Source organism: uncultured Cellulomonas sp. (assembly GCF_947494015.1).
Taxonomy (GTDB): Bacteria; Actinomycetota; Actinomycetes; order Actinomycetales; family Cellulomonadaceae; genus Pengzhenrongella.
The window spans coordinates 323,864-343,739 of the sequence record NZ_CANLTL010000002.1; the positions used below are offsets into that span (position 1 = coordinate 323,864).

The window sequence follows — 19,876 nt, forward strand, 5'->3', positions numbered from 1 at the left end:
GCGGTCAGCCTACGACCGGCAGCCGGACCCCGGCCCAGCGCGGCCCGACCCCGCGCAGCTCGACCACCCGGGTGCCGGCCGCCGCGTCGGTGAGGTCACCGTCCGGGTCGTCGGCCGGGCCGTCGCCCGCCCGGGCACCGGTTCCGACGTCGCCGCGCGGCCGCCGCAGCGACACCTCCAGCCGGTCGTCGGCCAGGGACTCCACGAGCCCCTCGCCCCACTCCACGACCGTGACCGACTCCTCCAGGCTCGCGTCGAGATCGAGCGCGTCCACCTCCTCGAGCGAGCCCAGCCGGTAGGCGTCGACGTGCACGAGCGCCGGACCCCCGGTCAGCGACGGGTGCACCCGGGCGATGATGAAGGTCGGCGACGCGACCTGACCCCGCACGCCCAACCCCGCGCCGATGCCCTGCGTGAGCGTCGTCTTGCCGGCCCCGAGGTCACCGGTGAGGACGACGAGGTCACCGGGGCGCAGCACCGCTGCCAGCGCCCGGCCCAGCCCGCGGGTCGCGTCGGCGTCGGGCAGCTCGCCCCGCAGGACGGCCTCCTGCGGCCCGCTCACGACCGCCGCCCCTCGGCGCCGGACGACGACGCACCCGCCACCGAGCCGGCCGGGGCCGCCTCACCGTCCGCCCCCGCAGCACCGTCGGCACCGTCCGCATCCACCACCGCACCGCCATGGCCCGGGTCACCGGCCCCGGCGCCGACGTACTCGCGCGGGATCCGGGCACCGACCCGGGTGACGATCTCGTAGGAGATCGTGCCCGCGGCGCGGGCCCAGTCCTCCGCCGTCGGGCCGCCGTGCGCGCCGGTGCCGAATAGCTCCACACGGTCCCCGGCGGCGTCGGCGGCGCCAGGGCCGAGGTCGAGCACGAACTGGTCCATGCAGACCCGTCCCGCCACCGCGGCCCGCCGGCCGCCGACCTGCACCGGACCACCCGGGTGGTCCGGCAGCGACCCGGACGCGTGCCGCGGCACCCCGTCGGCGTACCCGATCGGGACGACACCCAGCACCGTCTCGGTCGGCGTGACGTATGCGTGCGCGTAGGAGACGCCGTGGCCAGCCGGCACCGTCTTGACGGTGGCGAGCTGCGACTCCAGCGTCATCGCGGGGGTCAGCCCGTACGCGGCCGGGCCCCCGAGCGACGGCACCGGGGACAGGCCGTAGACCGCGAGCCCGGGCCGGACCAGGTCGTGGTGCACCGACGGGTTCGTCAGGGTCGCGGCGGAGTTGGCCAGGTGGCGCACCTCGAGCGTCGCCCCCGCCCCCTCGACGAGCCGGACGGCGGCGTCGAAGACCTCGGCCTGCCGGTGCACCGTGGGGTGGTCCGGCTCGTCGGCGAAGGCGAAGTGCGACCACACGCCGGTGACCTGCAGCGCTCCCTCCGCCTGCGCGCGCAGCGCGGCGTGCAGGACGTCCGGCAGGTCCGCCGGGGTCAGTCCGTTGCGGCCCAGGCCGGTGTCGACCTTGAGGTGGACCCGGGCGGTGCGACCGGTGGCGCGGGCGGCGGCCGCGACCCGGTCCAGCGCCCACGGTGCGGCGACGGACACGTCGACGTCGGCGGTGAGCAGGCTCTCCATGGGCACGCCGGTGGAGTACAACCAGGTCAGCACCCGCACGCCGAGGCCGCCGGCGCGCAGCGCCAGCGCCTCGTCGGCCTGGGCGGCGCCCAGCCAGGTCGCGCCGCCGTCGACCGCGGCGCGGGCCGTGGGCAGCAGCCCGTGGCCGTACCCGTCGGCCTTGACGACCGCCATCACGGCGGCGGTCGGCGCGTGCGCGGCCAGTGCGCGGACGTTGGACCGGATCGCGTCGAGGTCGACCACGGCGCGTGCGGGGTAGTGGCTCACGCGCGTCAGTGTCCCACCGGGGGCCTGCCGGTCGGCTCGCGCAGCAGCTCCGCGAGCGTGCCGGGCAGCGCGTGGGCGACCGCCAGCGCGTGCACCGGCCCGGCCGGGTTGGACCGGTGCGCGGCGCGGCCGTGCACGAGGGCGGCGGTGGCCGCGAGCGCCGCGGCGAGCGGCGGGTCGGCGAGCACGTCCGCCGACCGCCCGGCCAGCAGGGCCCCGAGGACCCCGGCCAGCACGTCACCGGCCCCCGCGGTGGCCAGCCACGCCGGCGCGTCCGCCTGGCTCCAGACCGAGCCGCCCGCACCGCCCCCGCCGGCAGCACTGCCACCAGCACCGCCCGCGCCCGCACCGCCCCCGCCGGCACCGACGACGAGCGTCGTCGACCCCTTGAGCAGCACCGTCGCGCCGGTGAGCTCGTGCGCCCGGCGGGCCCAGCGCAGCGGCTGCGCCTCGACGCCGGCGCGGTCCACGGTCTCGCCGCGCGCGGCGAGCAGGGTCGCCAGCTCGCCGGCGTGCGGTGTCAGCACGATCCAGGGCCGCAGGTGGTCCGGCAGCAGCTGGAGCGCGCCGGCGTCGACCACCGCGGGCAGGCCGTCGTGCAACGCCGCGCCGAGCGCGTCCTGGACCCGGACCGCCTGCTCGGTGTCCGCCGGGTCGACCCCCGGCCCCAGCACCCACGCCTGCACGCGGCCCTGGCCGGCGACGACCTCGGGGCGCGCCGCGAGCACCGCGTCGGTCACCCGGGACGGTCCCAGGTACCGCACCATCCCGGTCCCGGCGAGCACCGTCGCGGTGACCGAGAGCACGGCCGCACCGGGGTACGCCGACGTCCCCGCGACCACCCCGACCACGCCGCGGGTGTACTTGTGCGCTCCCCGGCCCGGCACCGGCCACAGGTCGGGGACGTCGCCGGCCTCGAGCCGCGCCGCCGCCGGCGCCGCACCGACCAGGTCCAGGCCGAGGTCGACGAGCTCGACGTCGCCGGCCACGCCGGACGCCGGGGGCAGCAGCAGTCCGGCCTTCACCGCGCCGAAGGTGACTGTGAGGTCGGCCGGCAGCACCGGGCCGGGGCGGGCGCCGTCGTCCACGCCGATGCCGCTGGGCAGGTCGACGGCGACCACGTCGGGGGCGCCGGGGGCGGCGTCGTCGGCCAGCAGCTCGGTGAGCAGGGTGACGAGCTCGGCGGCCGCGCCCCGCAGCGCGCCGCGGGCACCGATGCCGAGCAGCCCGTCGAGGACGACGTCCGCCGCCACGGCGTCGGCGAGCGCGTCCCCGGTCCACACCCGGCGCCCCGGACCGTCGTCGACCACGGTCACCACCTGCCCGCCGGCGTCGCGCAGGGCCGCGAGCCCGGGGCCGTGCACGGCCGGCGACGTGGCCACCGCGAGCACCGCGACGCCGCGGCGCGCCAGCTCCGCCCCGGCGTGCAGAGCGTCCCCGCCGTTGGATCCCGGACCGACCAGCGCGACCACCGACGCCCCCCGCACCGCACCCCGGCGCTCGCGCAGCAGACCGCAGACCCGGACCGCGAGCGCGAACGACGCCTGGGCCATCAGCGCCCCCGGCGGCCCCGCCGCGAGCAGCGGCCTCTCGGCGTCCCTGACCTGGTCGGCGGTGTGTCCCACGATCACGCCCTCATCATGGGCGCCCCCGCGAGCACCGGCCACCGCCCACCGGTAGGTTCGGCGACATGCGATTCGGACTGTTCATCCCGCAGGGCTGGCGGCAGGACCTCACCGGCATCGACGCGAGCGAGCACTGGGCGGTGATGAACGGGCTCGCCCAGCACGCCGACGACGGCGACGCGTGGGAGTCGATCTGGGTCTACGACCACTTCCACGCCGTCCCGGAGCCGAACGGCGAGGCGACCCACGAGGCGTGGAGCCTCATCTCCGCCTACGCCGCCAGCACCCGTCGGGTCCGCCTGGGGCAGATGTGCACCTGCATGAGCTACCGCAACCCGGCCTACCTGGCCAAGGTCGCCGCGACCGCCGACGTGATCAGCGGCGGCCGGGTGGAGATGGGCATCGGCGCGGGCTGGTACGAGCACGAGTGGCGCGCGTACGGCTACGGCTTCCCGACCGCGGGTGAGCGGATCGCGGCGCTGGACGAGGGCGTGCAGATCTTCCAGCAGCTCTGGACCACCGGGACGGCGACCCTGGACGGCCGCCACTACCAGGTCGACGGCGCCCAGCTGTCGCCGCTGCCGCTGCAGGCCGGCGGCCCGCCGCTGTGGATCGCCGGTGGCGGGGAGAAGAAGACGCTGCGGATCGCTGCCGAGCGGGCCGCGTACACCAACTTCGACGGCACCCCCGAGGGGTTCACGCACAAGTCCGAGGTCCTGCGAGGCCACTGCGAGGCCCTGGGCCGCGACTTCGGCGAGATCGTCCGGTCGGCCAACTACAACGTGGTCATCGGCGAGAACCAGGCCGAGGTGGACGACCGGCTGGCCTGGATCAACGACCACCTGCGCCGGACCCTCTCCCCGGCCAAGGTCGACGAGGCCATGCAGCAGTGGCGGTCCGGACCGCTGGTCGGCACCCCCGAGCAGATCGTGGAGACGCTCACCGAGCTGCAGGGCCTGGGCATGACGTACGCGATCACGTACTGGGCCGAGGCGGCGTACGACCGGTCCGGGATCGAGCTGTTCGAGTCGCAGGTCGTCCCGGCGCTGCGCGGCTGACCGCGCCGACGACGGGCCGCCGCCGATGTGGAGCCGACTGCTGTGCCGGGTGCTGGGCCACCGCCCCACCAAGGTCCCCCGTGAGGACGAGGGCGGCTACACCTTCCGGTGCGCCCGCTGCGGGATCGAGGGTGCCCGACGCCGCTAGGCCCCGCGGACGCACCCGACGACGGGTGGCCGGTCGCCCCGCCCTCGACGTGACCCGACGTGCCGGGACGTGCCCGTGCCCGCCGCCCGTCGGTGACGGGGGGCGGGCACGGGCTCGGCCGACCGGCCGGTGCGGGGTCAGCGGATCTCGACCCGCGTCGCCTCGCGGAACAGCCACCGGGCGTCGTCCTTCGTCAGCCACCGCTGGTCGACGAGCTCGTTGATGCTGGCCCGGACGGCGCGGATGTAGACGCCCTCGTTGCCGTAGAGGTCGGCGAGCGTGGCCGCGTCGAACGGCCGTTCGTACCCGGCGATGAAGCAGAACGACGCGCCGGTCGCGGTGCCGAACCAGGTGCTGGTCGGCACGTCCAGGTACGGCGAGCGCAGACCCCCCTGGACGTTGCCGAACCGGTCGAGCACCGGTGCGCCGTCCTGCACCAGGATCGGCTCCGCGCGCGGCGGCGCGATGCCCTCACGGACCCACAGGTCCAGGTTGCGCAGCGCCGCGTCGAAGAAGATCGCGCTCGGGAACCTGCTGCGCGGGCCCTCGTTGCAGCTCATCGGCGGGACGGACCGCTCGGCCTGCAGGATGTCCTCCGGCTTCGCGGAGAAGTACAGCTCGTCCGGGGTGGCGTGCCCGGCGCCGGCCATCTCGTAGTGGCGGTACAGGTCACCGGGGACGTCGCTGTCAGGCCGTCGGGAGCCGATGCCCGGCAGGTAGTCGGACTGCGACATCATCCGCATCACCGGGACCCCGACGTCGGAGATCTGCCGGCGCGGGTCACCCGCCGGCGGAGCGGGCTCGCACTGGTTCATGGGGTACGCGCCCGCGAACGCCCCGCCCGCGACCGCGACGAGGTACGCGTCGTAGACCGGCTCGCCGTCGGACTCCACGACGAGCGGGTGCACCGCGTTGATGTAGTTGACGAGGTAGCCGCCGGTCTGGGAGTACCCGAACCCGTACGCGTGCTCGACCTGGCTCTCGGTGGACCGGTACCGCAGCGGGTTCGTCGGGTCGTCGCTCTTGAGCCACTTGCCGACCTGGCTGTAGATGTCCCAGACCAGGCCGCGCTCGGTGTCCCGGGTGTCCGGGGCGTTGACGGTGCAGTTCGCCGGGTCGTCCAGCCCGAGCGGGTTGGCGAACGACAGCGCCCCGTAGCGCTCCGGGTCGAAGCTCTGCAGCGCGTCGACCGCCACCGGCTTGGCGGTGATCCCCACCCAGGCGTCGCCGTTCTCGATGATCTGGCGGTGCGCGACCGCCCAGCCGATGTTCAGGTCGAACAGGTTCGACGGGTTGAGCATCTCCACCACGACGTTGCCGCTGAACCGGGCGCCCTTCTCCGGCCGGCGGACCAGGACGCGGGTCGTGTACGGCGCGTCCGGCGTGACGACCTGCGCCGGGCCCTCGGCCGGCCAGGTGTACACGTTGGACGTGCCGCTGACGACGAACTCCTCCTCGACGTAGTGCTCACGGGACAGGTCCTGGGGCACCAGCTGGTGCTCGGCCGCCCCGAACGGGTACGACTGCGCGGTGACCGGCAACGGACCGGACACCTGCGGCACCGGTGTCCCGCCGTCGGCGGCTGCCGCGGCGGGTAGCGCGGCCGGGACCAGCCCGGCCAGTGCGAACGACATCGCGGCCAGTGCACCCCACGGGCGTGCGGCTGTTCTCATGGGTCCTCCTCGATCGACGCCGCCCGCGACGCCGCCGGGGCGGATCGACCCGCCCCGACCTCGTCGTCGCTGCGTCCCCCGGTGGTCGACCGGCCCCGGGTCGGGGCGGGTCGAGCGCGCGTGCGGCTGCTCTGCCGTCGCGCTCGCCACCGGCGATGCTCTCCCCGCGCGCCGGAGGTCCGCAAGGCTGCTGCACCGATGTGCAGCCGGCCCTACGCCGGGTCGGCCTCGGCGATGGCGACCGCGGACGCGATGCCCGCGTCGTGCGAGATGGACAGGTGGAACCGGGCTACGCCGAGCTCGTCCGCCCGGGCGGCGACCGTGCCGGTGACCTCGACCACCGGCTGCGCGCCGACCGTGCGGCGGACGGTCGCGTCCTGCCAGCTCATACCGGCCGGCGCTCCCAGCGCCTTGGCGATCGCCTCCTTCGCGGCGAACCGGGCCGCGAGCGAGGCCGGGGGCAGGTCCCGCTCAGCGGGTGTGAACAACCGGGCCCGCAGCGCGGGCACCCGCTCGATGGTCGCCATGAACCGCGCGACGTCGACGACGTCGATCCCGACGCCGATGATCACGCCGCGCCCGGGCCGCCGGCCGCGGTCACTCGACCGTGACCGACTTCGCGAGGTTGCGCGGCTGGTCGACGTCGAGCCCGCGGGCGGTCGCGAGCTCGCACGCGAACACCTGCAGGGGCACGGTCGCCAGCAGCGGGGACAGCAGCGTCGGGCACTGCGGGACGTAGAACACGTCGTCGGCGTAGGCCTCGACGGCGTCGTCCCCGTCCTCCGCGATGACCAGGGTGCGGGCGCCGCGGGCGCGGATCTCCTGGATGTTGGAGATCACCTTGGAGTGCAGGGAGTCCCGGCCCCGGGGCGACGGCACGACGACGAACACCGGCTGCCCCTCGTCGATCAGGGCGATCGGCCCGTGCTTGAGCTCGCCGGCCGCGAACCCCTCGGCGTGGATGTAGGCGAGCTCCTTGAGCTTCAGGGCGCCCTCGAGCGCGACGGGGAACCCGACGTGACGGCCCAGGAACAGCACCGACGGCACGTCGGCGAGCTCACGGGCCGCCTTGCGCACGGCATCGGCGCGGTCGAGCACCGTCTGGATCCGCTCGGGCATCGCGCGCAGCTGGTCGAAGGTCTCGGCGATCTCGTCCGGGAACTTGTTGCCGCGCAGCTGGGCCAGGTACAGCCCGAGCAGGTACGCCGCGGTGATCTGGGACAGGAACGCCTTGGTCGACGCGACCGCGATCTCCGGCCCGGCGTGGGTGTAGAGCACCGCGTCGGACTCGCGCGGGATGGTCGAGCCGTGGGTGTTGCAGATGGCCAGCACCTTGGCGCCCTGCTCGCGGGCGTGCCGGACCGCCATCAGGGTGTCCATCGTCTCCCCCGACTGGGAGATCGCCACGACGAGGGTGCGCGGACCGACGACGGGGTCGCGGTACCGGAACTCGTGCGCGAGCTCGACCTCCACCGGGATGCGGCACCAGTGCTCGATGGCGTACTTCGCGACGTGCCCGGCGTACGCGGCGGTGCCGCACGCGATCACGACGATCTTGTCGATCGACCGCAGCACCGACTCGTCGATGCGCAGGTCGTCCAGCACGAGGTTGCCGGCCAGGTCGGTGCGCCCGAGCAGCGTGTCCCCCACGGCCTGCGGCTGGTCGTGGATCTCCTTGTCCATGAAGGACGCGAACCCGCCCTTCTCCGCGGCGGCCGCGTCCCAGTCGACCCGGTACCGCCGGCCCTGCGCGGGGACGCCGAAGAAGTCGGTGACCTCGACGCCGTCCGGGCTGAGGGTCACGACCTGGTCCTGACCGAGCTCGAGAGCGTCGCGCGTGTGCGCGATGAACGCGGCCACGTCGCTGCCGAGGAAGTTCTCGCCCTCGCCGAGCCCGACGACCAGCGGGGAGTCGTGCCGGGCCCCGACGACGACGTCCGGCAGGTCGGCGTGCACGGCGAGCAGCGTGAAGGTGCCCTCCAGACGACGGGCGACGCCGCACATGGCCGCCGACAGGTCACCGGTCTCGGCGTAGGCGCGCGCCAGCAGGTGCGCGGCGACCTCGGTGTCCGTCTCGGACCGGAACTGGACGCCGTCGGCGAGCAGCTCGGCCTTGAGGACCGCGAAGTTCTCCACGATGCCGTTGTGGATGAGGGCGATCGGACCGGCCACGTGCGGGTGGGCGTTGACGTCGTTCGGGGCGCCGTGGGTCGCCCAGCGGGTGTGGCCGATGGCCGCGCTGGCCACGGGCAGCGGGTGCGCCTGGAGCTCACCGACCAGGTTGGCGAGCTTGCCCGCCTTCTTGGCGGTGCTCAGTCCCCCACCGTCGGGGGCCACGAGCGCGACCCCGGCCGAGTCGTACCCGCGGTACTCCAGCCGACGCAGCCCCTCCAGCACGACCTCGAGCGGACGCGTGCTGGCCTGCTGGGTACCGACGTACCCGACGATTCCACACATGGGCCGCAGCCTACCGTCGCGACGGTCGGCCACGACGGGGCCGCCGAGCGCACCACCGGGACCGATCGGGCAGGATTGCCCCGTGCCCGTCCCCGTCGACCTGACCCCGTCCACGCCCTACGTGGAGCTCGACCGGGAGGCGTGGACCCGGTTGTCCGGCTCGACGCCGCTGCCGCTGACCGACGCCGACGTCGCGCACCTGCGGGGCCTGGGTGACCCCATCGACCTCGCGGAGGTCGACGCGGTGTACCGGCCGCTGTCCCGGCTGCTGACCCTGTACGTCGAGGCGACCCGGCACCTGCACCAGGCGTCCAGCACCTTCCTCGGCGAGGACTCCGGCGGCACCCCGTTCGTGATCGGGATCGCCGGGTCCGTGGCGGTCGGCAAGTCGACCACCGCCCGGCTGCTGCGCGAGCTCATGACCCGCTGGCCGCAGACCCCCCGGGTCGAGCTGGTCACCACCGACGGCTTCCTGTACCCGAACGCCGAGCTGGAGCGGCGCGGCCTGATGGGCCGCAAGGGGTTCCCCGAGTCGTACGACCGGCGGGCGCTCGTGCGGTTCCTGGCCAAGGTCAAGGCGGGCCGTCCCGAGGTGGCCGCGCCCGTCTACGACCACCTGCGCTACGACATCGTGCCCGGCGGGGAGGTGGTGGTGCGGCGTCCGGACGTGCTCATCGTGGAGGGCCTGAACGTGCTCCAGCCGTCGCGACCCACCGTCGACGGCGCGTCCACCCTGACGGTCAGCGACTTCTTCGACTTCTCCATCTACGTCGACGCACGCACCTCCGACGTGCGGCAGTGGTACGTGGACCGCTTCCTGTCGCTGCGGCGGACGGCGTTCGCGCGGCCGGAGTCCTACTTCCGTCGCTACGCCGACCTGACCGACGACGAGGCGGTGGCCAAGGCGGAGAGCATCTGGGACTCGATCAACGCCCCGAACCTGCTGCTGAACGTCCTGCCGACCCGCAGCCGGGCGACCCTGGTGCTGACCAAGGGCGCCGACCACTCGGTGCAGCGGGCCCGGCTGCGCAAGGTCTGACGGGCCGAGGCGGGCCGGCCCCCGACGTGCCGGTGTCAGCGGTCGGCGCGGGGCAGGACCATCGCCGCCGGCTCACGGCGTGCGCCGCTCGGGCGCGGCGATCCCCCGCCGGCGCCCGCGCCGTCCCAGCGGACGGCCGAGCCTTCCCCCGGCGCGGCGGCCTCCGCGACCGTCGCGGCAGCCTGCCGGACCGCCCGCAGCCGCCACCGGCTCTGGACCCGGCTCAGCACGGCGTCGACCACGAGGCCGATGACGGCGCCGCCCACGACCCCGACCACGACCGCGACCAGGGGCTGGTCGTCCAGCCATGCGCCGGCCCCGACGCCGATGGCGGTGGAGTACAGCGCCCAGGAGACGGCGGCGAACGCGCTCAGGCCGACGAACCGGGCCCGCGGGTACCGGACCGCACCGGCGGTCATGTTGACCGCGACGCGGCCGACCGGGATGTACCTCGCGCCGATGATGAACGACGCCCCCCGGGTCGCCAGGGCGTACTCGGCCCGGTCCAGCGTCCGCTGCGCGCGCTTGCCCCGCAGCAGGCGCGCGCTGCGCACCTGGACCCGGCCGCCCAGCCAGTACGCCAGCTGGTCCCCGGTGAAGGCACCGGCGGCGGCGACCGCCATCAGCAGGCCGAGGCTCGGTGCGCCCGTCGTGGTCGCCAGCGCGGCGAGCGCGATGACGACCGACTCGCTGGGGATCGGCGGGAAGAACCCGTCGATCGTGGTCGCCAGGTACGTCACCAGGTAGACCAGGGGCGATGCCGCGAGCGCGAGAGACCACTCCTCCAGCACGGGGCACCAGCTCCTACCGATGTGGCGTCCGGCGGTGTGCCGGGTGCGCAGGGACCCTGCACGCGGACCCACCCTAGGGAGGCCGGTCCCGCGGAGTCATCAGGGTTTCCCCTGGTTGGTCCCCGGTTGGGCCGATGTTCACCCCGGGCGGCGGGCTGCCCGGGCGTGACCATCATCGTCGCGGGGCCGGACGGTGGGCATCCGTCGTCGGGTGGATCCTGCGTGACCCCCCAGGGGGATGCGGACCGGCCTCAGCCGGCGTCGAAGCCCAGCACGCGCGCCGCCGTGGCGGGCGTCGGCTCGGAGGCGAGGGCGGCCCCGATGCCGTCGTCGGTGACCAGTGACCGCATCTCGGCGCGGTCCACGTAGAGGGTGCCCAGGAGGTGGTCGGTCTCGTGCTGGACGATGCGGGCGGGCCAGCCGCTGACCACCTCGTCGAGCTCGCGTCCCGTCTCGTCCTGGCCGGTCAGGTGCACCCGGCGGTGCCGGGCCACGACGGCCTGCCAGCCGCGCACGGACAGGCAGCCCTCGTAGAAGGTGGCGCGCTCGTCGTCGACCGGCGCGTAGCGCGGGTTGACCAGCACCCGGTAGGGCAGCGCGGGACGCTCCCGCAGGTCGGCCACCTCGCTGTCACGCGCACCCGGGTCCTCCAGGACGGCGATCGCCAGCGGGATCCCGATCTGCGGTGCGGCCAGGCCCACGCCGGGGGCGGCGTGCATCGTGCGGCGCATCAGCGCGAGCAGGTCGGCGAGCACCGCGTCGTCGAGCTGCCCGTCGTAGCGCAGCGCGGGCCGGCGCAGCACCGGGTGACCGGCCTGCACGATGTCGGCGGGGTCGGGACCGGCCAGCAGCCGGTCCACGAGCTCGGTGACGGTCGGGACGTCGGGCACGGTCGGCGACGCCCCGTCAGAGGGCGAGGCGGTCACGCACGACGCCGGCGAGCTCGCCGGCGATCCGCTGCGCGTCGTCCTCGCTCGCCGCCTCGACCATGACCCGCACGAGCGGCTCGGTCCCGGACGGACGCAGCAGCACGCGTCCGGTGCTGCCCAGGGCGGCCTCCGCGTCCGCGACGGCCGCGAGCAGCGCGTCGTCGGACGCCGACCGCGACTTGTCGACGCCGGGGACGTTGACGAGCACCTGGGGCAGCCTCTGCACGATGCCGGCGAGCTCGGACAGCTTCTGCCCCGTCGCCGCGACCCGCGAGGCCAGCTGGAGGGCGGTCAGGACGCCGTCGCCCGTGGTCGCGTGCGCGGCCATGATGACGTGGCCGGACTGCTCCCCGCCCAGGCCGTAGCCACCGGCGCGCATCGCCTCGAGCACGTAGCGGTCCCCCACGCCCGTCTCGAGCATCCGGATCCCGTGCGCGGTCATCGCGAGCTTCAGGCCGAGGTTGCTCATCACCGTGGCGACCAGGGTGTCCTGCGCGAGGGTGCCGGCGTCGCGCATCGCGACCGCCAGCACGCCCATGATCTGGTCGCCGTCGACCAGTGCGCCGGTGTGGTCGACCGCCAGGCAGCGGTCCGCGTCGCCGTCGAAGGCGACCCCGAGGTCGGCGCCGGACGCGACGGTGACGGCCTGCAGCTGCTCGGGGTGGGTGGAGCCGCACTGCTCGTTGATGTTGCGGCCGTCCGGCGAGCCGTTGATGACGACGACGTCGGCCCCGGCCTCCCGCAGCGCCTGCGGGCCGACCTCGCTGGCGGCGCCGTTGGCGCAGTCGACCGCGATCCGCAGCCCGTCCAGCGGCGTGGAGATCGACGCCACGAGGTGCTCGACGTACTCGTCCCCGGCCCGACCGGTGTCCATCTTGACCCGGCCGACCGCCGCCCCGGTGGGCCGGTCCCACGGCTCGCGCAGCCGCGCCTCGATCGCGTCCTCGACGGCGTCGTCGAGCTTGACCCCGCCGCGCGTGAAGAACTTGATGCCGTTGTCCGGCATCGCGTTGTGCGACGCCGACAGGACGACGCCCAGGTCGGCGTCGAGCTTGCCGGTCAGGTAGGCGACCGCGGGCGTGGGTAGCACGCCGACGTTGATCACGTCGACCCCGGCGCTGGCCAGGCCGGCGATGGTGGCCGCGGACAGGAACTCCCCCGACGCGCGCGGGTCGCGACCGATCACGGCCCGGGGCCGGTGGTCCTCGAAGGCGCCGAGCGTGGCCAGCACGTGCGCGGCCGCGACCGACAGGTCGAGCGCCAGCTCGGCGGTGAGGTCGCGGTTGGCGACGCCACGAACGCCGTCCGTCCCGAAGAGACGTCCCATGGGTGTGTGCTCCTGTCGTGTACCGACCCGACCGGTCGGTGCCGGGTCCTGCTCCGCGTGGATCCCCCGGGGCCGGGTCCGCGCGCCGTCGGGGAACACCGACGGCCCCGATGGTGTGCCATCGGGGCCGTCGGTCAGCGCGGACGGATCAGCGCTTGGAGTACTGCGGGGCCTTGCGGGCCTTCTTGAGCCCGGCCTTCTTGCGCTCGACCACGCGCGGGTCGCGGGTGAGGAAGCCGGCCTTCTTCAGCGCCGGGCGGTTGTGCTCCTCGTCGATGAGGTTGAGGGCACGGGCCACCCCCAGGCGCAGCGCACCGGCCTGGCCGGACACGCCGCCACCGGTGATGCGGGCGATGACGTCGAACCGACCCTCGACGTCGACCAGCTTCAGCGGGGAGTTGACCAGCTGCTGGTGCACCTTGTTCGGGAAGTAGTCCTCCAGGGTGCGGCCGTTGATCTTCCACGTGCCGGTGCCGGGCACCAGGCGGACGCGGGCGACGGCCTCCTTGCGGCGGCCGAGCGCGTTGCCCGGGGCCGTGATGCTCTGGCCGCGGCCGGTCGGCGCGGCGCTCTCGGAGGTGTAGCTGGTGGGCGTGTCGTCGCCCTCAAGGTCGATGTCGACCGTGGTCTCGGCCACTGGTGGTGTCCTCGCGTCCTGTCTGGTGCGGTGCTCGGCAGGCTCAGGCCTGCTGAGCGACCTGGGTGATCTCGAAGGGCTGCGGCTGCTGCGCCGCGTGCGGGTGCTCGGCGCCGGCGTACACCTTGAGCTTGCTCAGCTGCTGCGCGGCGAGGGAGTTCTTCGGGAGCATGCCGCGGACGGCCTTCTCCACGGCGCGGTCGGGGCGCTTGTCCAGCAGCTCGGAGTACGCCACCGCGCGCAGGCCGCCGGGGTAGCCCGAGTGCCGGTAGGCGAGCTTGGTCTCGCGCTTGTTGCCGGTCAGCGCGACCTTGTCCGCGTTGATGACGATGACGAAGTCACCGTTGTCGACGTGCGGGGCAAAGGTGGCCTTGTGCTTGCCGCGCAGCAGGGTGGCCACCTGCGAGGCGAGACGGCCCAGGACGACGTCGGTCGCGTCGATGACGTGCCAGGTCCGCTCGACGTCGCCGGGCTTCGGGGTGTACGTGCGCACGGTCGTAAGCCTTCGTTTCGTGTAGCTGAATGAGGTCTCCGGCGCGCCCGCATGGGCGGGCGACCGATGAGTCTTGTCTGCGCATCCCGGGGCAGGGAGCCGGCGAGTGGGAGCACACCGGCCCCACGACGGGACGCACAACGACACACCAGAGTAGCCGGACGCCCGGCGGGGGGTCAAAACGCTCTGCGTCACACCGGCCGAGCATCGTCGTGCACCGGCCGGGCATCGTCGTGCACCGGCCGGGCACCGTCGCGCACCGTCGTGCAGCACGGCGCGGCGTCGTGGTCCGGGCACGCCGCCGTCAGCGGGCGCGCCGCACCCGACCGGCGTCCCACACGGGCTCCGGGGTCTCCACCACGTCGCCGTCCGCCCCGAAGACCAGGAACCGGTCGAAGCCGCGCGCGAACCACCGGTCGTGGGTGACGGCCAGCACCGTGCCCTCGAACGCGGCCAGCCCCGCCTCCAGCGCCTCGGCGGAGTGCAGGTCCAGGTTGTCGGTCGGCTCGTCCAACAGCAGCAGGGTCGCGCCGCCCAGCTCGAGCAGCAGGATCTGGAACCGGGCCTGCTGGCCGCCGGAGAGCGTGTCGTACGCCTGCTCGGCCGCCGCGACGAGCTCGTAACGGTCCAGCGCCTTGCTCGCCGCCTCCCGGCCGATGCCCGACCGGCGCGCGTCGCCGCGGTGCAGGACCTCCAGCAGCGTGCGCCCGGCGAGCTCGGGGTGCGTGTGGTTCTGCGCGAACCAGCCCGGGCGCACCCGGGACCCGAGCACCACGCGCCCGGTGTGCGCGACCGGCGCGACGACGACGTCGTCCACCGGCTCGTGCTCGCGGTCCGGGTCGGTCCCGCCGGCGGCGAGCAGGCGCAGGAAGTGGGACTTGCCGGAGCCGTTGGACCCCAGCACCGCGACCCGCTCGCCGAACCACACCTCCAGGTCGAACGGCCGCATCAGACCGGTCAGCTCCAGACCGGTCGCGACCACGGCGCGCTTGGCGGTCCGGCCGCCGGTCAGCCGCACCCGCACGTTCTGCTCGCGCGCGACGACCTGCGGCGGCCCGGCCTCCTCGAACTTGCGCAACCGGGTCTGCGCGGCCGAGTACCGAGACGCGAGCCCGTCGTTGAACGCCGCCTTGTTCTTCAGCGTGAGCACGAGCTCCTTGAGCTTGGCGTGCTCCTCCTCCCAGCGGCGCAGCAGCTCCTCGAGCCGGCTGCGCCGGTCCTCCCGGGCGGCGTGGTAGGTCGCGAACCCCGCGCCGTGCACCCACACCGTGGAGCCGGCGGGCGTCGGCTCCACGCTGGCGACCTGGGTCGCGGTGCGGGACAGCAGCTCGCGGTCGTGGCTCACGTACAGCACCGTCTTGGCGGTCGCCGCGAGCTCACGCTCGAGCCAGCGCTTGGTCGGCACGTCCAGGTAGTTGTCCGGCTCGTCGAGCAGCAGCACCTCCTCGGGGCCGCGCAGCAGCGCCTCGAGCACGAGCCGCTTCTGCTCCCCGCCCGACAGCGTGCGCACCTCGCGGAACTGGGCCCGGTCGAACGGGACGGACAGCACCGTGTCGGTGACCTGGTCCCAGCCCGCCTCGGCCTCGTAGCCGCCGACGTCGGCCCAGTCGACCAGCGCGGTCGCGTACCGCATCTGGGCGGGCTCGTCGTCGACCTCCATGATGGCGAGCTCGGCCGCGGCCAGCTCGAGAGCGGCGTCGCGCACGGCCGCCGGCGCGAGGGACGCCAGCAGGTCACGGATGGAACGGTCGTCGTCGATCCGGCCGACGAACTGCCGCATGACCGCCAGGCCGCCGCTGCGCGCGACCGTGCCGCCGTGCGGGTCGAGGTCCCCGGCCACGATGCGCAGCAGGGTCGTCTTGCCGGCGCCGTTGGGGCCGACCAGCGCGACCTTGGCGCCGTCGCCGACCCGCAGGTCGACCTCGTCGAGCAGGGGACGACCGTCCGGCAGGTAGTAGCTGACGGAGCTGATGTCGACGTGTCCCACGGCCCCAGTGTGCGGGACGCGCGCACCCCCGGACGACGCCATTTTCGCCCGCAGCGCAGCGGCGCACCTTCCCGTGGCGGGCGGCGGACGCCGATGCCACCGTGGAGGCATGAGCACCATGGACGACACACCAGCCACCAGCACCGACGCGGCCCTGGGGACGGAGGGCGACAGCAACCAGATCCAGGGTGAGGACTCGATGTCCGGAGGCAGCTCCGACGAGCTGCTCGACCTCGGCACCTCCCCGCCCGAGCGCGACACCAGCGTCCACTTCGGCGAGACCGCGTGGGAGGAGTCGCGCGGCGAGACGCTCGACCAGCGCGTCGCGCAGGAGGAGCCGGAGATCTGGGAGGCCCCCGAGAAGGGTGCCACGCAGCCCGACCGGGCCGGCCGCCTCGCCGCGGACGACGGCGCGGTGGAGGCCGGCGGGACCGACATGTTCGCCGTCGACGAGGGCATCGACGGCGGCGCCGCGAGCGCCGAGGAGGCGGCCGTGCGGATCGTGGACGACCCCGACGTCTGACGCGGACGGACCGACCGGCCCCGACGCCCGGACCCTGACCGCCCGCGGGCGGGTCCGGTCCGGGCGTCGCCGGGTGCGCTCGGTCCGTTCAGCGCGGCGGGAGCGCGGCCCGCACGGCGCGGGTCTGGGTCGCCCGGGCGTCGAGCTCGTCGTCGCCGGGGTAGGCGACCTCCTCGAGCGTGAGCCCGAGCGCCGGCACGACGCCGCCACCGGGATCGCGGCGGCGGTCGGCCAGCACCGCGGCGGGCCACCCCACCGGGCGGCGTCCCTCACCCACCGCGACGGACGCGCCCACCAGGGCCCGGACCATGCTGTGGCAGAACGCGTCCGCCTGGACCGTCGCGACCACCAGGCCGGCGTCCGGTCCGTCGCCCGGGCGTGCCCAGTCGAGCACCTCCAGCGTGCGGATGGTGGTCGCGCCCTCGCGCGGCTTGCAGAACGCGGCGAAGTCGTGGTGCCCGACCAGCGCCCGGGTCGCGGCCTGCATCGCGGCGACGTCCAGCGGCCGCGGGTGCCACAGCACGTGCCGGCGGCGCAGCGGGTCGCGCCGCGCGGCGTCGTCGGCGATCCGGTAGGCGTAGTGCCGCCGCAGCGCGGAGAAGCGCGCGTCGAACCCGCCCGGCGCCACCTGCGCTCGGTGCACGACGACGTCCCGCGGCAGCACGCCGGTCAGCCGCGCCACCAGGGCCACACCGGGCTCCCGGGCCGACCGGCCCGGGACCGCCGCCCAGGCGGCCTCGTCGAGATCCACGTGGGCGACCTGGCCCCGTGCGTGCACACCGGCGTCCGTGCGGCCGGCGACGGTCACCCGGAGCGGGGCCCCGGTGCGCAGCACGGTCGCCAGCGCCCCCTCGAGCAGCCCCTGGACGGTGCGCAGCCCGGGCTGCCGCGCCCAGCCGGCGAAGTCGGTGCCGTCGTAGGACAGGTCCAGGCGGATGCGGGGCACGGCCACAACCTAGGCCAGCCGCCGACGGTAGCGTCAGCGGGTGCCCACGCCCCCCTCCCCCGCCGCGCACACGCTCGCCGTCGACTGCGGAGGCGGGGGCATCAAGGCCTCCGTGCTGGACGCGGCCGGCACCCTGCGCGCCCCCGCGGTGCGGGTGCCCACCCCCTACCCGCTGCCCCCCGAACGGCTGCTGTCGACCATCGCCGGCATCGCCGCCGACCTGCCCCCGGCCGACCGGGCGACCGTCGGGATGCCCGGGATGATCCGGCACGGCGTCGTGGTGGCCACGCCGCACTACGTGACCCGGTCCGGCCCGCACACCCGGGTCCTGCCCGAGCTGGTCGACGCCTGGACGGACTTCGACATGGAAGCCGCCGTGGCCCGCACCCTCGGCGTACCGGCCCTGGTGCTCAACGACGCCGAGGTGCACGGAGCCGGCGTCGTGGCCGGCAGCGGGCTCGAGCTGGTACTCACGGTCGGCACCGGGCTCGGCTCGGCGCTGTTCGACGGAGGCCGGCTCGCCCCGCACCTGGAGCTGTCGCACGCACCGGTGCGGTGGGGCACGAGCTACGACACCTACATCGGTGAGGTCGAGCGCGCCCGCCTCGGCGACGCGCTGTGGTCGCGCCGTGTGCGCCGGGTGGTGGACGGCCTGCGACCCGTCTTCCTCTGGGACCGGCTCTACCTGGGCGGCGGCAACTCCCGCCGCCTGACACCGCAGGTGCTGGCGCGCCTGGGCGACGACGTCGTGGTCGTCCCCAACACGGCGGGCATCGTGGGTGGGGTCCGCGCGTGGAGCCTGCGGGTCTGACGAGCGGCCGCCGGCTGTGGTGCCCGGCTCAGGCGCGCACCGCGGACCGGCCGGACACGGACCGGTCCCCGGGTTCGGTGACGGCCAGCTCGTCCAGCGCCTCCAGCAGCACCCGGGAGAAGGCGACCGGCCGGTCGAGGCTGGACAGGTGCCGCGCGCCGCGCAGCACGACCAGGCGCCCGTCACGGCACGCTCGCAGGTACCGGCGCTCCTCGGACCGGAAGTGGTCCCACCGGCCGTTGACGATCCACACCGGCGCGCTCACCCGGGCGAGGTCCGTCACCGGGCGCGACCGGCCGATCTCCTGCAGCACGTCGTCCATGACGTCCAGCGCGTAGCCTCCCGCGCCCACGTCGACGGCGGCGTCGGCCGCGAGGGTGAGGTCGACCATGACCTGGTTGAGCCTTGCGCCGGCGTCGGGCAGCAGGCCGATCCCGCGGGCGAGCAGCGCCCAGCCCCGCACCACCGCGCCCAGCGGCCGGGTCGAGCAGTCCGCGGCGACCAGGCCGGCCACCTGCTCCGGGTGACGGGCCGCGTGGGTGATCGCGACGTACCCCCCGAGGGAGAGCCCCACCACCAGCGCACGGCCGCCGAGCCCGTCGACGGCCTCGGCGACCCGGTCGACCGCCCCGTCGAGCGTGAACCGCTGCCCGCGGTCGGTGCCGTGCCCGGGCAGGTCGACCGCGACGGCGCGGTGGCCCGCGCGCCGCAGGGTCTCCAGCTGGGCCCGCCACATGGTCGCGGAGGTGCGGACGCCGTGCAGCAGCACGACCGGCGGAGCGCCCATGGCGGTGACCCTACGACGCCGCAGCGGGCCGGGCGCGACGTCCGGTGGACCGCTGCGGCCGGCTGCGCGCGGACCACCGGCACCCACCCCACCCACGGCACCGTGGGGGCATGACGAAGGGCCCGGCCCCGAGAGGTGATCTCGGCGCCGGGCCCTCCAGGTCGCTCCCGTCAGGCCTTGTCGGCCTCGGGGGCAGCGGCAGCCTCGTCGGCGGCCGCGGTCTGGTCGGACGCGTCGGTCCCGGCGGCGCCGGACTCCACGACGTCCTCGGTCACCTCGACGTCACCGGCGACCACGGTCTCGTCGGCGGACTCCGCCGCGGGGGCGGCCGGCGCCGCCTGCGGCGCCGCGGCGCGACGGGTCGCACCCTCGGCCTCGCGCACGGTGGCCTGCTTCGCGCTCAGCGGCTCGAGCACGAGCTCGATGACCGCCATGGGAGCGTTGTCGCCCTTGCGCGGGCCGATCTTGGTGATCCGCGTGTAGCCGCCCTGGCGCTCGGCGACGGCGGGGGCGATCTCGGTGAACAGGGTGTGCACGACACCCTTGTCCCGGACCACGGTCAGCACCCGACGGCGGGCGTGCAGGTCGCCGCGCTTGGCGAACGTGATGAGCCGCTCGGCCAGGGGGCGCAGGCGCTTGGCCTTGGCCTCCGTGGTGGTGATCCGCTTGTGCTCGAACAGGCTCGTGGCCAGGTTGGCCAGCATGAGCCGCTCGTGCGCCGGACCGCCACCGAGCCGGGGACCCTTGGTGGGCGTAGGCATCGTCTAACTCCTCAACTCTGAAAGTGATGGGTGGTC

The 19,876-nt window shown here is 75.0% G+C and carries 19 protein-coding genes; 4 read left to right on the plus strand and 15 right to left on the minus strand.

Going from position 1 to position 19,876, the window contains the following annotated elements:
• Positions 1–4 precede the first annotated feature (4 nt).
• From tsaE to Q0840_RS03260, 3 genes are read right to left on the minus strand one after another with little or no spacing between them, the layout of a single operon-like run.
• Complete coding sequence (tsaE, locus tag Q0840_RS03250) at positions 5–562, minus strand: tRNA (adenosine(37)-N6)-threonylcarbamoyltransferase complex ATPase subunit type 1 TsaE (RefSeq protein ID WP_298456255.1); 558 nt, start codon at positions 560–562, stop codon at positions 5–7.
• Complete coding sequence (gene alr / locus Q0840_RS03255; protein WP_298456259.1) at positions 559–1,848, minus strand: alanine racemase; 1,290 nt, start codon at positions 1,846–1,848, stop codon at positions 559–561. Before alr ends, tsaE begins: the two co-directional genes overlap by 4 nt.
• Before the next feature lie 5 nt (positions 1,849–1,853).
• Positions 1,854–3,479 (minus strand): bifunctional ADP-dependent NAD(P)H-hydrate dehydratase/NAD(P)H-hydrate epimerase, encoded by a 1,626-nt coding sequence (locus Q0840_RS03260; protein WP_298456262.1) that lies wholly within the window; start codon positions 3,477–3,479, stop codon positions 1,854–1,856.
• A gap of 59 nt (positions 3,480–3,538) precedes the next feature.
• On the opposite strand from Q0840_RS03260, the gene Q0840_RS03265 reads away from it, so the two are divergent.
• Positions 3,539–4,531, plus strand: a complete 993-nt coding sequence (locus Q0840_RS03265) for an LLM class F420-dependent oxidoreductase (RefSeq protein ID WP_298456265.1) — start codon at positions 3,539–3,541, stop codon at positions 4,529–4,531.
• A 285-nt stretch (positions 4,532–4,816) separates the two neighbouring features.
• Here Q0840_RS03265 and Q0840_RS03270 read toward each other — a convergent pair whose 3' ends face one another.
• The 3 genes from Q0840_RS03270 to glmS all read right to left on the minus strand — a co-directional run bounded on the left by Q0840_RS03270 (position 4,817) and on the right by glmS (position 8,809).
• Complete coding sequence (locus Q0840_RS03270) at positions 4,817–6,352, minus strand: alpha/beta hydrolase domain-containing protein (protein WP_298456268.1); 1,536 nt, start codon at positions 6,350–6,352, stop codon at positions 4,817–4,819.
• Positions 6,353–6,564: 212 nt separating this feature from the next.
• Positions 6,565–6,924, minus strand: a complete 360-nt coding sequence (locus Q0840_RS03275; protein WP_298456271.1) for a holo-ACP synthase — start codon at positions 6,922–6,924, stop codon at positions 6,565–6,567.
• Positions 6,925–6,949: 25 nt separating this feature from the next.
• Positions 6,950–8,809: a glutamine--fructose-6-phosphate transaminase (isomerizing) gene (gene glmS / locus Q0840_RS03280; protein WP_298456274.1), complete on the minus strand. Its 1,860-nt coding sequence runs from the start codon at positions 8,807–8,809 to the stop codon at positions 6,950–6,952.
• Positions 8,810–8,891: 82 nt separating this feature from the next.
• Between glmS and coaA the strand changes: the two genes are divergently transcribed.
• On the plus strand, positions 8,892–9,848 hold the full coding sequence (coaA, locus tag Q0840_RS03285; protein WP_298456277.1) for a type I pantothenate kinase: 957 nt from the start codon (positions 8,892–8,894) through the stop codon (positions 9,846–9,848).
• Between the two features lie 35 nt (positions 9,849–9,883).
• Here the strand turns inward: coaA and Q0840_RS03290 are convergent, their stop codons facing one another.
• The 6 genes from Q0840_RS03290 to Q0840_RS03315 form a co-directional block, all read right to left on the minus strand.
• The gene (locus Q0840_RS03290; RefSeq protein ID WP_298456280.1) at positions 9,884–10,639 is read right to left on the minus strand and encodes a DedA family protein; all 756 of its coding nucleotides are present in this window, start codon (positions 10,637–10,639) and stop codon (positions 9,884–9,886) included.
• Between the two features lie 251 nt (positions 10,640–10,890).
• On the minus strand, positions 10,891–11,499 hold the full coding sequence (locus Q0840_RS03295) for a peptide deformylase (protein ID WP_298456585.1): 609 nt from the start codon (positions 11,497–11,499) through the stop codon (positions 10,891–10,893).
• A 46-nt stretch (positions 11,500–11,545) separates the two neighbouring features.
• On the minus strand, positions 11,546–12,895 hold the full coding sequence (gene glmM / locus Q0840_RS03300; RefSeq protein ID WP_298456283.1) for a phosphoglucosamine mutase: 1,350 nt from the start codon (positions 12,893–12,895) through the stop codon (positions 11,546–11,548).
• A gap of 148 nt (positions 12,896–13,043) precedes the next feature.
• On the minus strand, positions 13,044–13,532 hold the full coding sequence (gene rpsI, locus Q0840_RS03305) for a 30S ribosomal protein S9 (RefSeq protein ID WP_298456285.1): 489 nt from the start codon (positions 13,530–13,532) through the stop codon (positions 13,044–13,046).
• A gap of 43 nt (positions 13,533–13,575) precedes the next feature.
• Positions 13,576–14,025, minus strand: coding sequence for a 50S ribosomal protein L13 (gene rplM, locus Q0840_RS03310; protein ID WP_298456288.1), 450 nt, complete (start codon positions 14,023–14,025; stop codon positions 13,576–13,578).
• A 304-nt stretch (positions 14,026–14,329) separates the two neighbouring features.
• Positions 14,330–16,012, minus strand: coding sequence for an ATP-binding cassette domain-containing protein (locus tag Q0840_RS03315; RefSeq protein ID WP_298456290.1), 1,683 nt, complete (start codon positions 16,010–16,012; stop codon positions 14,330–14,332).
• A 109-nt stretch (positions 16,013–16,121) separates the two neighbouring features.
• Here Q0840_RS03315 and Q0840_RS03320 point away from each other — a divergent pair, with 109 nt between their 5' ends.
• On the plus strand, positions 16,122–16,535 hold the full coding sequence (locus Q0840_RS03320; protein WP_367183062.1) for a DUF5709 domain-containing protein: 414 nt from the start codon (positions 16,122–16,124) through the stop codon (positions 16,533–16,535).
• A gap of 88 nt (positions 16,536–16,623) precedes the next feature.
• Here Q0840_RS03320 and truA read toward each other — a convergent pair whose 3' ends face one another.
• A complete protein-coding gene (gene truA, locus Q0840_RS03325) occupies positions 16,624–17,481 on the minus strand; it encodes a tRNA pseudouridine(38-40) synthase TruA (protein ID WP_298456293.1) in 858 nt (285 codons plus the stop codon).
• Positions 17,482–17,521: 40 nt separating this feature from the next.
• On the opposite strand from truA, the gene Q0840_RS03330 reads away from it, so the two are divergent.
• Complete coding sequence (locus Q0840_RS03330) at positions 17,522–18,292, plus strand: ROK family protein (RefSeq protein ID WP_298456296.1); 771 nt, start codon at positions 17,522–17,524, stop codon at positions 18,290–18,292.
• 28 nt (positions 18,293–18,320) lie between these two features.
• Here the strand turns inward: Q0840_RS03330 and Q0840_RS03335 are convergent, their stop codons facing one another.
• Positions 18,321–19,079, minus strand: a complete 759-nt coding sequence (locus tag Q0840_RS03335) for an alpha/beta fold hydrolase (RefSeq protein ID WP_298456299.1) — start codon at positions 19,077–19,079, stop codon at positions 18,321–18,323.
• Between the two features lie 170 nt (positions 19,080–19,249).
• Positions 19,250–19,840: a 50S ribosomal protein L17 gene (gene rplQ, locus Q0840_RS03340; protein WP_298456302.1), complete on the minus strand. Its 591-nt coding sequence runs from the start codon at positions 19,838–19,840 to the stop codon at positions 19,250–19,252.
• Between the last annotated feature and the right edge of the window lie 36 nt (positions 19,841–19,876).

Bases quoted from the DNA above. Each gene is read 5' to 3' on its own strand.
- Q0840_RS03265 (WP_298456265.1), top strand. From the start codon at position 3,539: ATGCGATTCGGACTGTTCATCCCGCAGGGCTGGCGGCAGGACCTCACC.
- Q0840_RS03320 (WP_367183062.1), top strand. From the start codon at position 16,122: ATGAGCACCATGGACGACACACCAGCCACCAGCACCGACGCGGCCCTG.
- Q0840_RS03335 (WP_298456299.1), bottom strand. From the start codon at position 19,079: ATGGGCGCTCCGCCGGTCGTGCTGCTGCACGGCGTCCGCACCTCCGCG.
- glmS (WP_298456274.1), bottom strand. From the start codon at position 8,809: ATGTGTGGAATCGTCGGGTACGTCGGTACCCAGCAGGCCAGCACGCGT.
- rplQ (WP_298456302.1), bottom strand. From the start codon at position 19,840: ATGCCTACGCCCACCAAGGGTCCCCGGCTCGGTGGCGGTCCGGCGCAC.
- Q0840_RS03270 (WP_298456268.1), bottom strand. From the start codon at position 6,352: ATGAGAACAGCCGCACGCCCGTGGGGTGCACTGGCCGCGATGTCGTTC.
- glmM (WP_298456283.1), bottom strand. From the start codon at position 12,895: ATGGGACGTCTCTTCGGGACGGACGGCGTTCGTGGCGTCGCCAACCGC.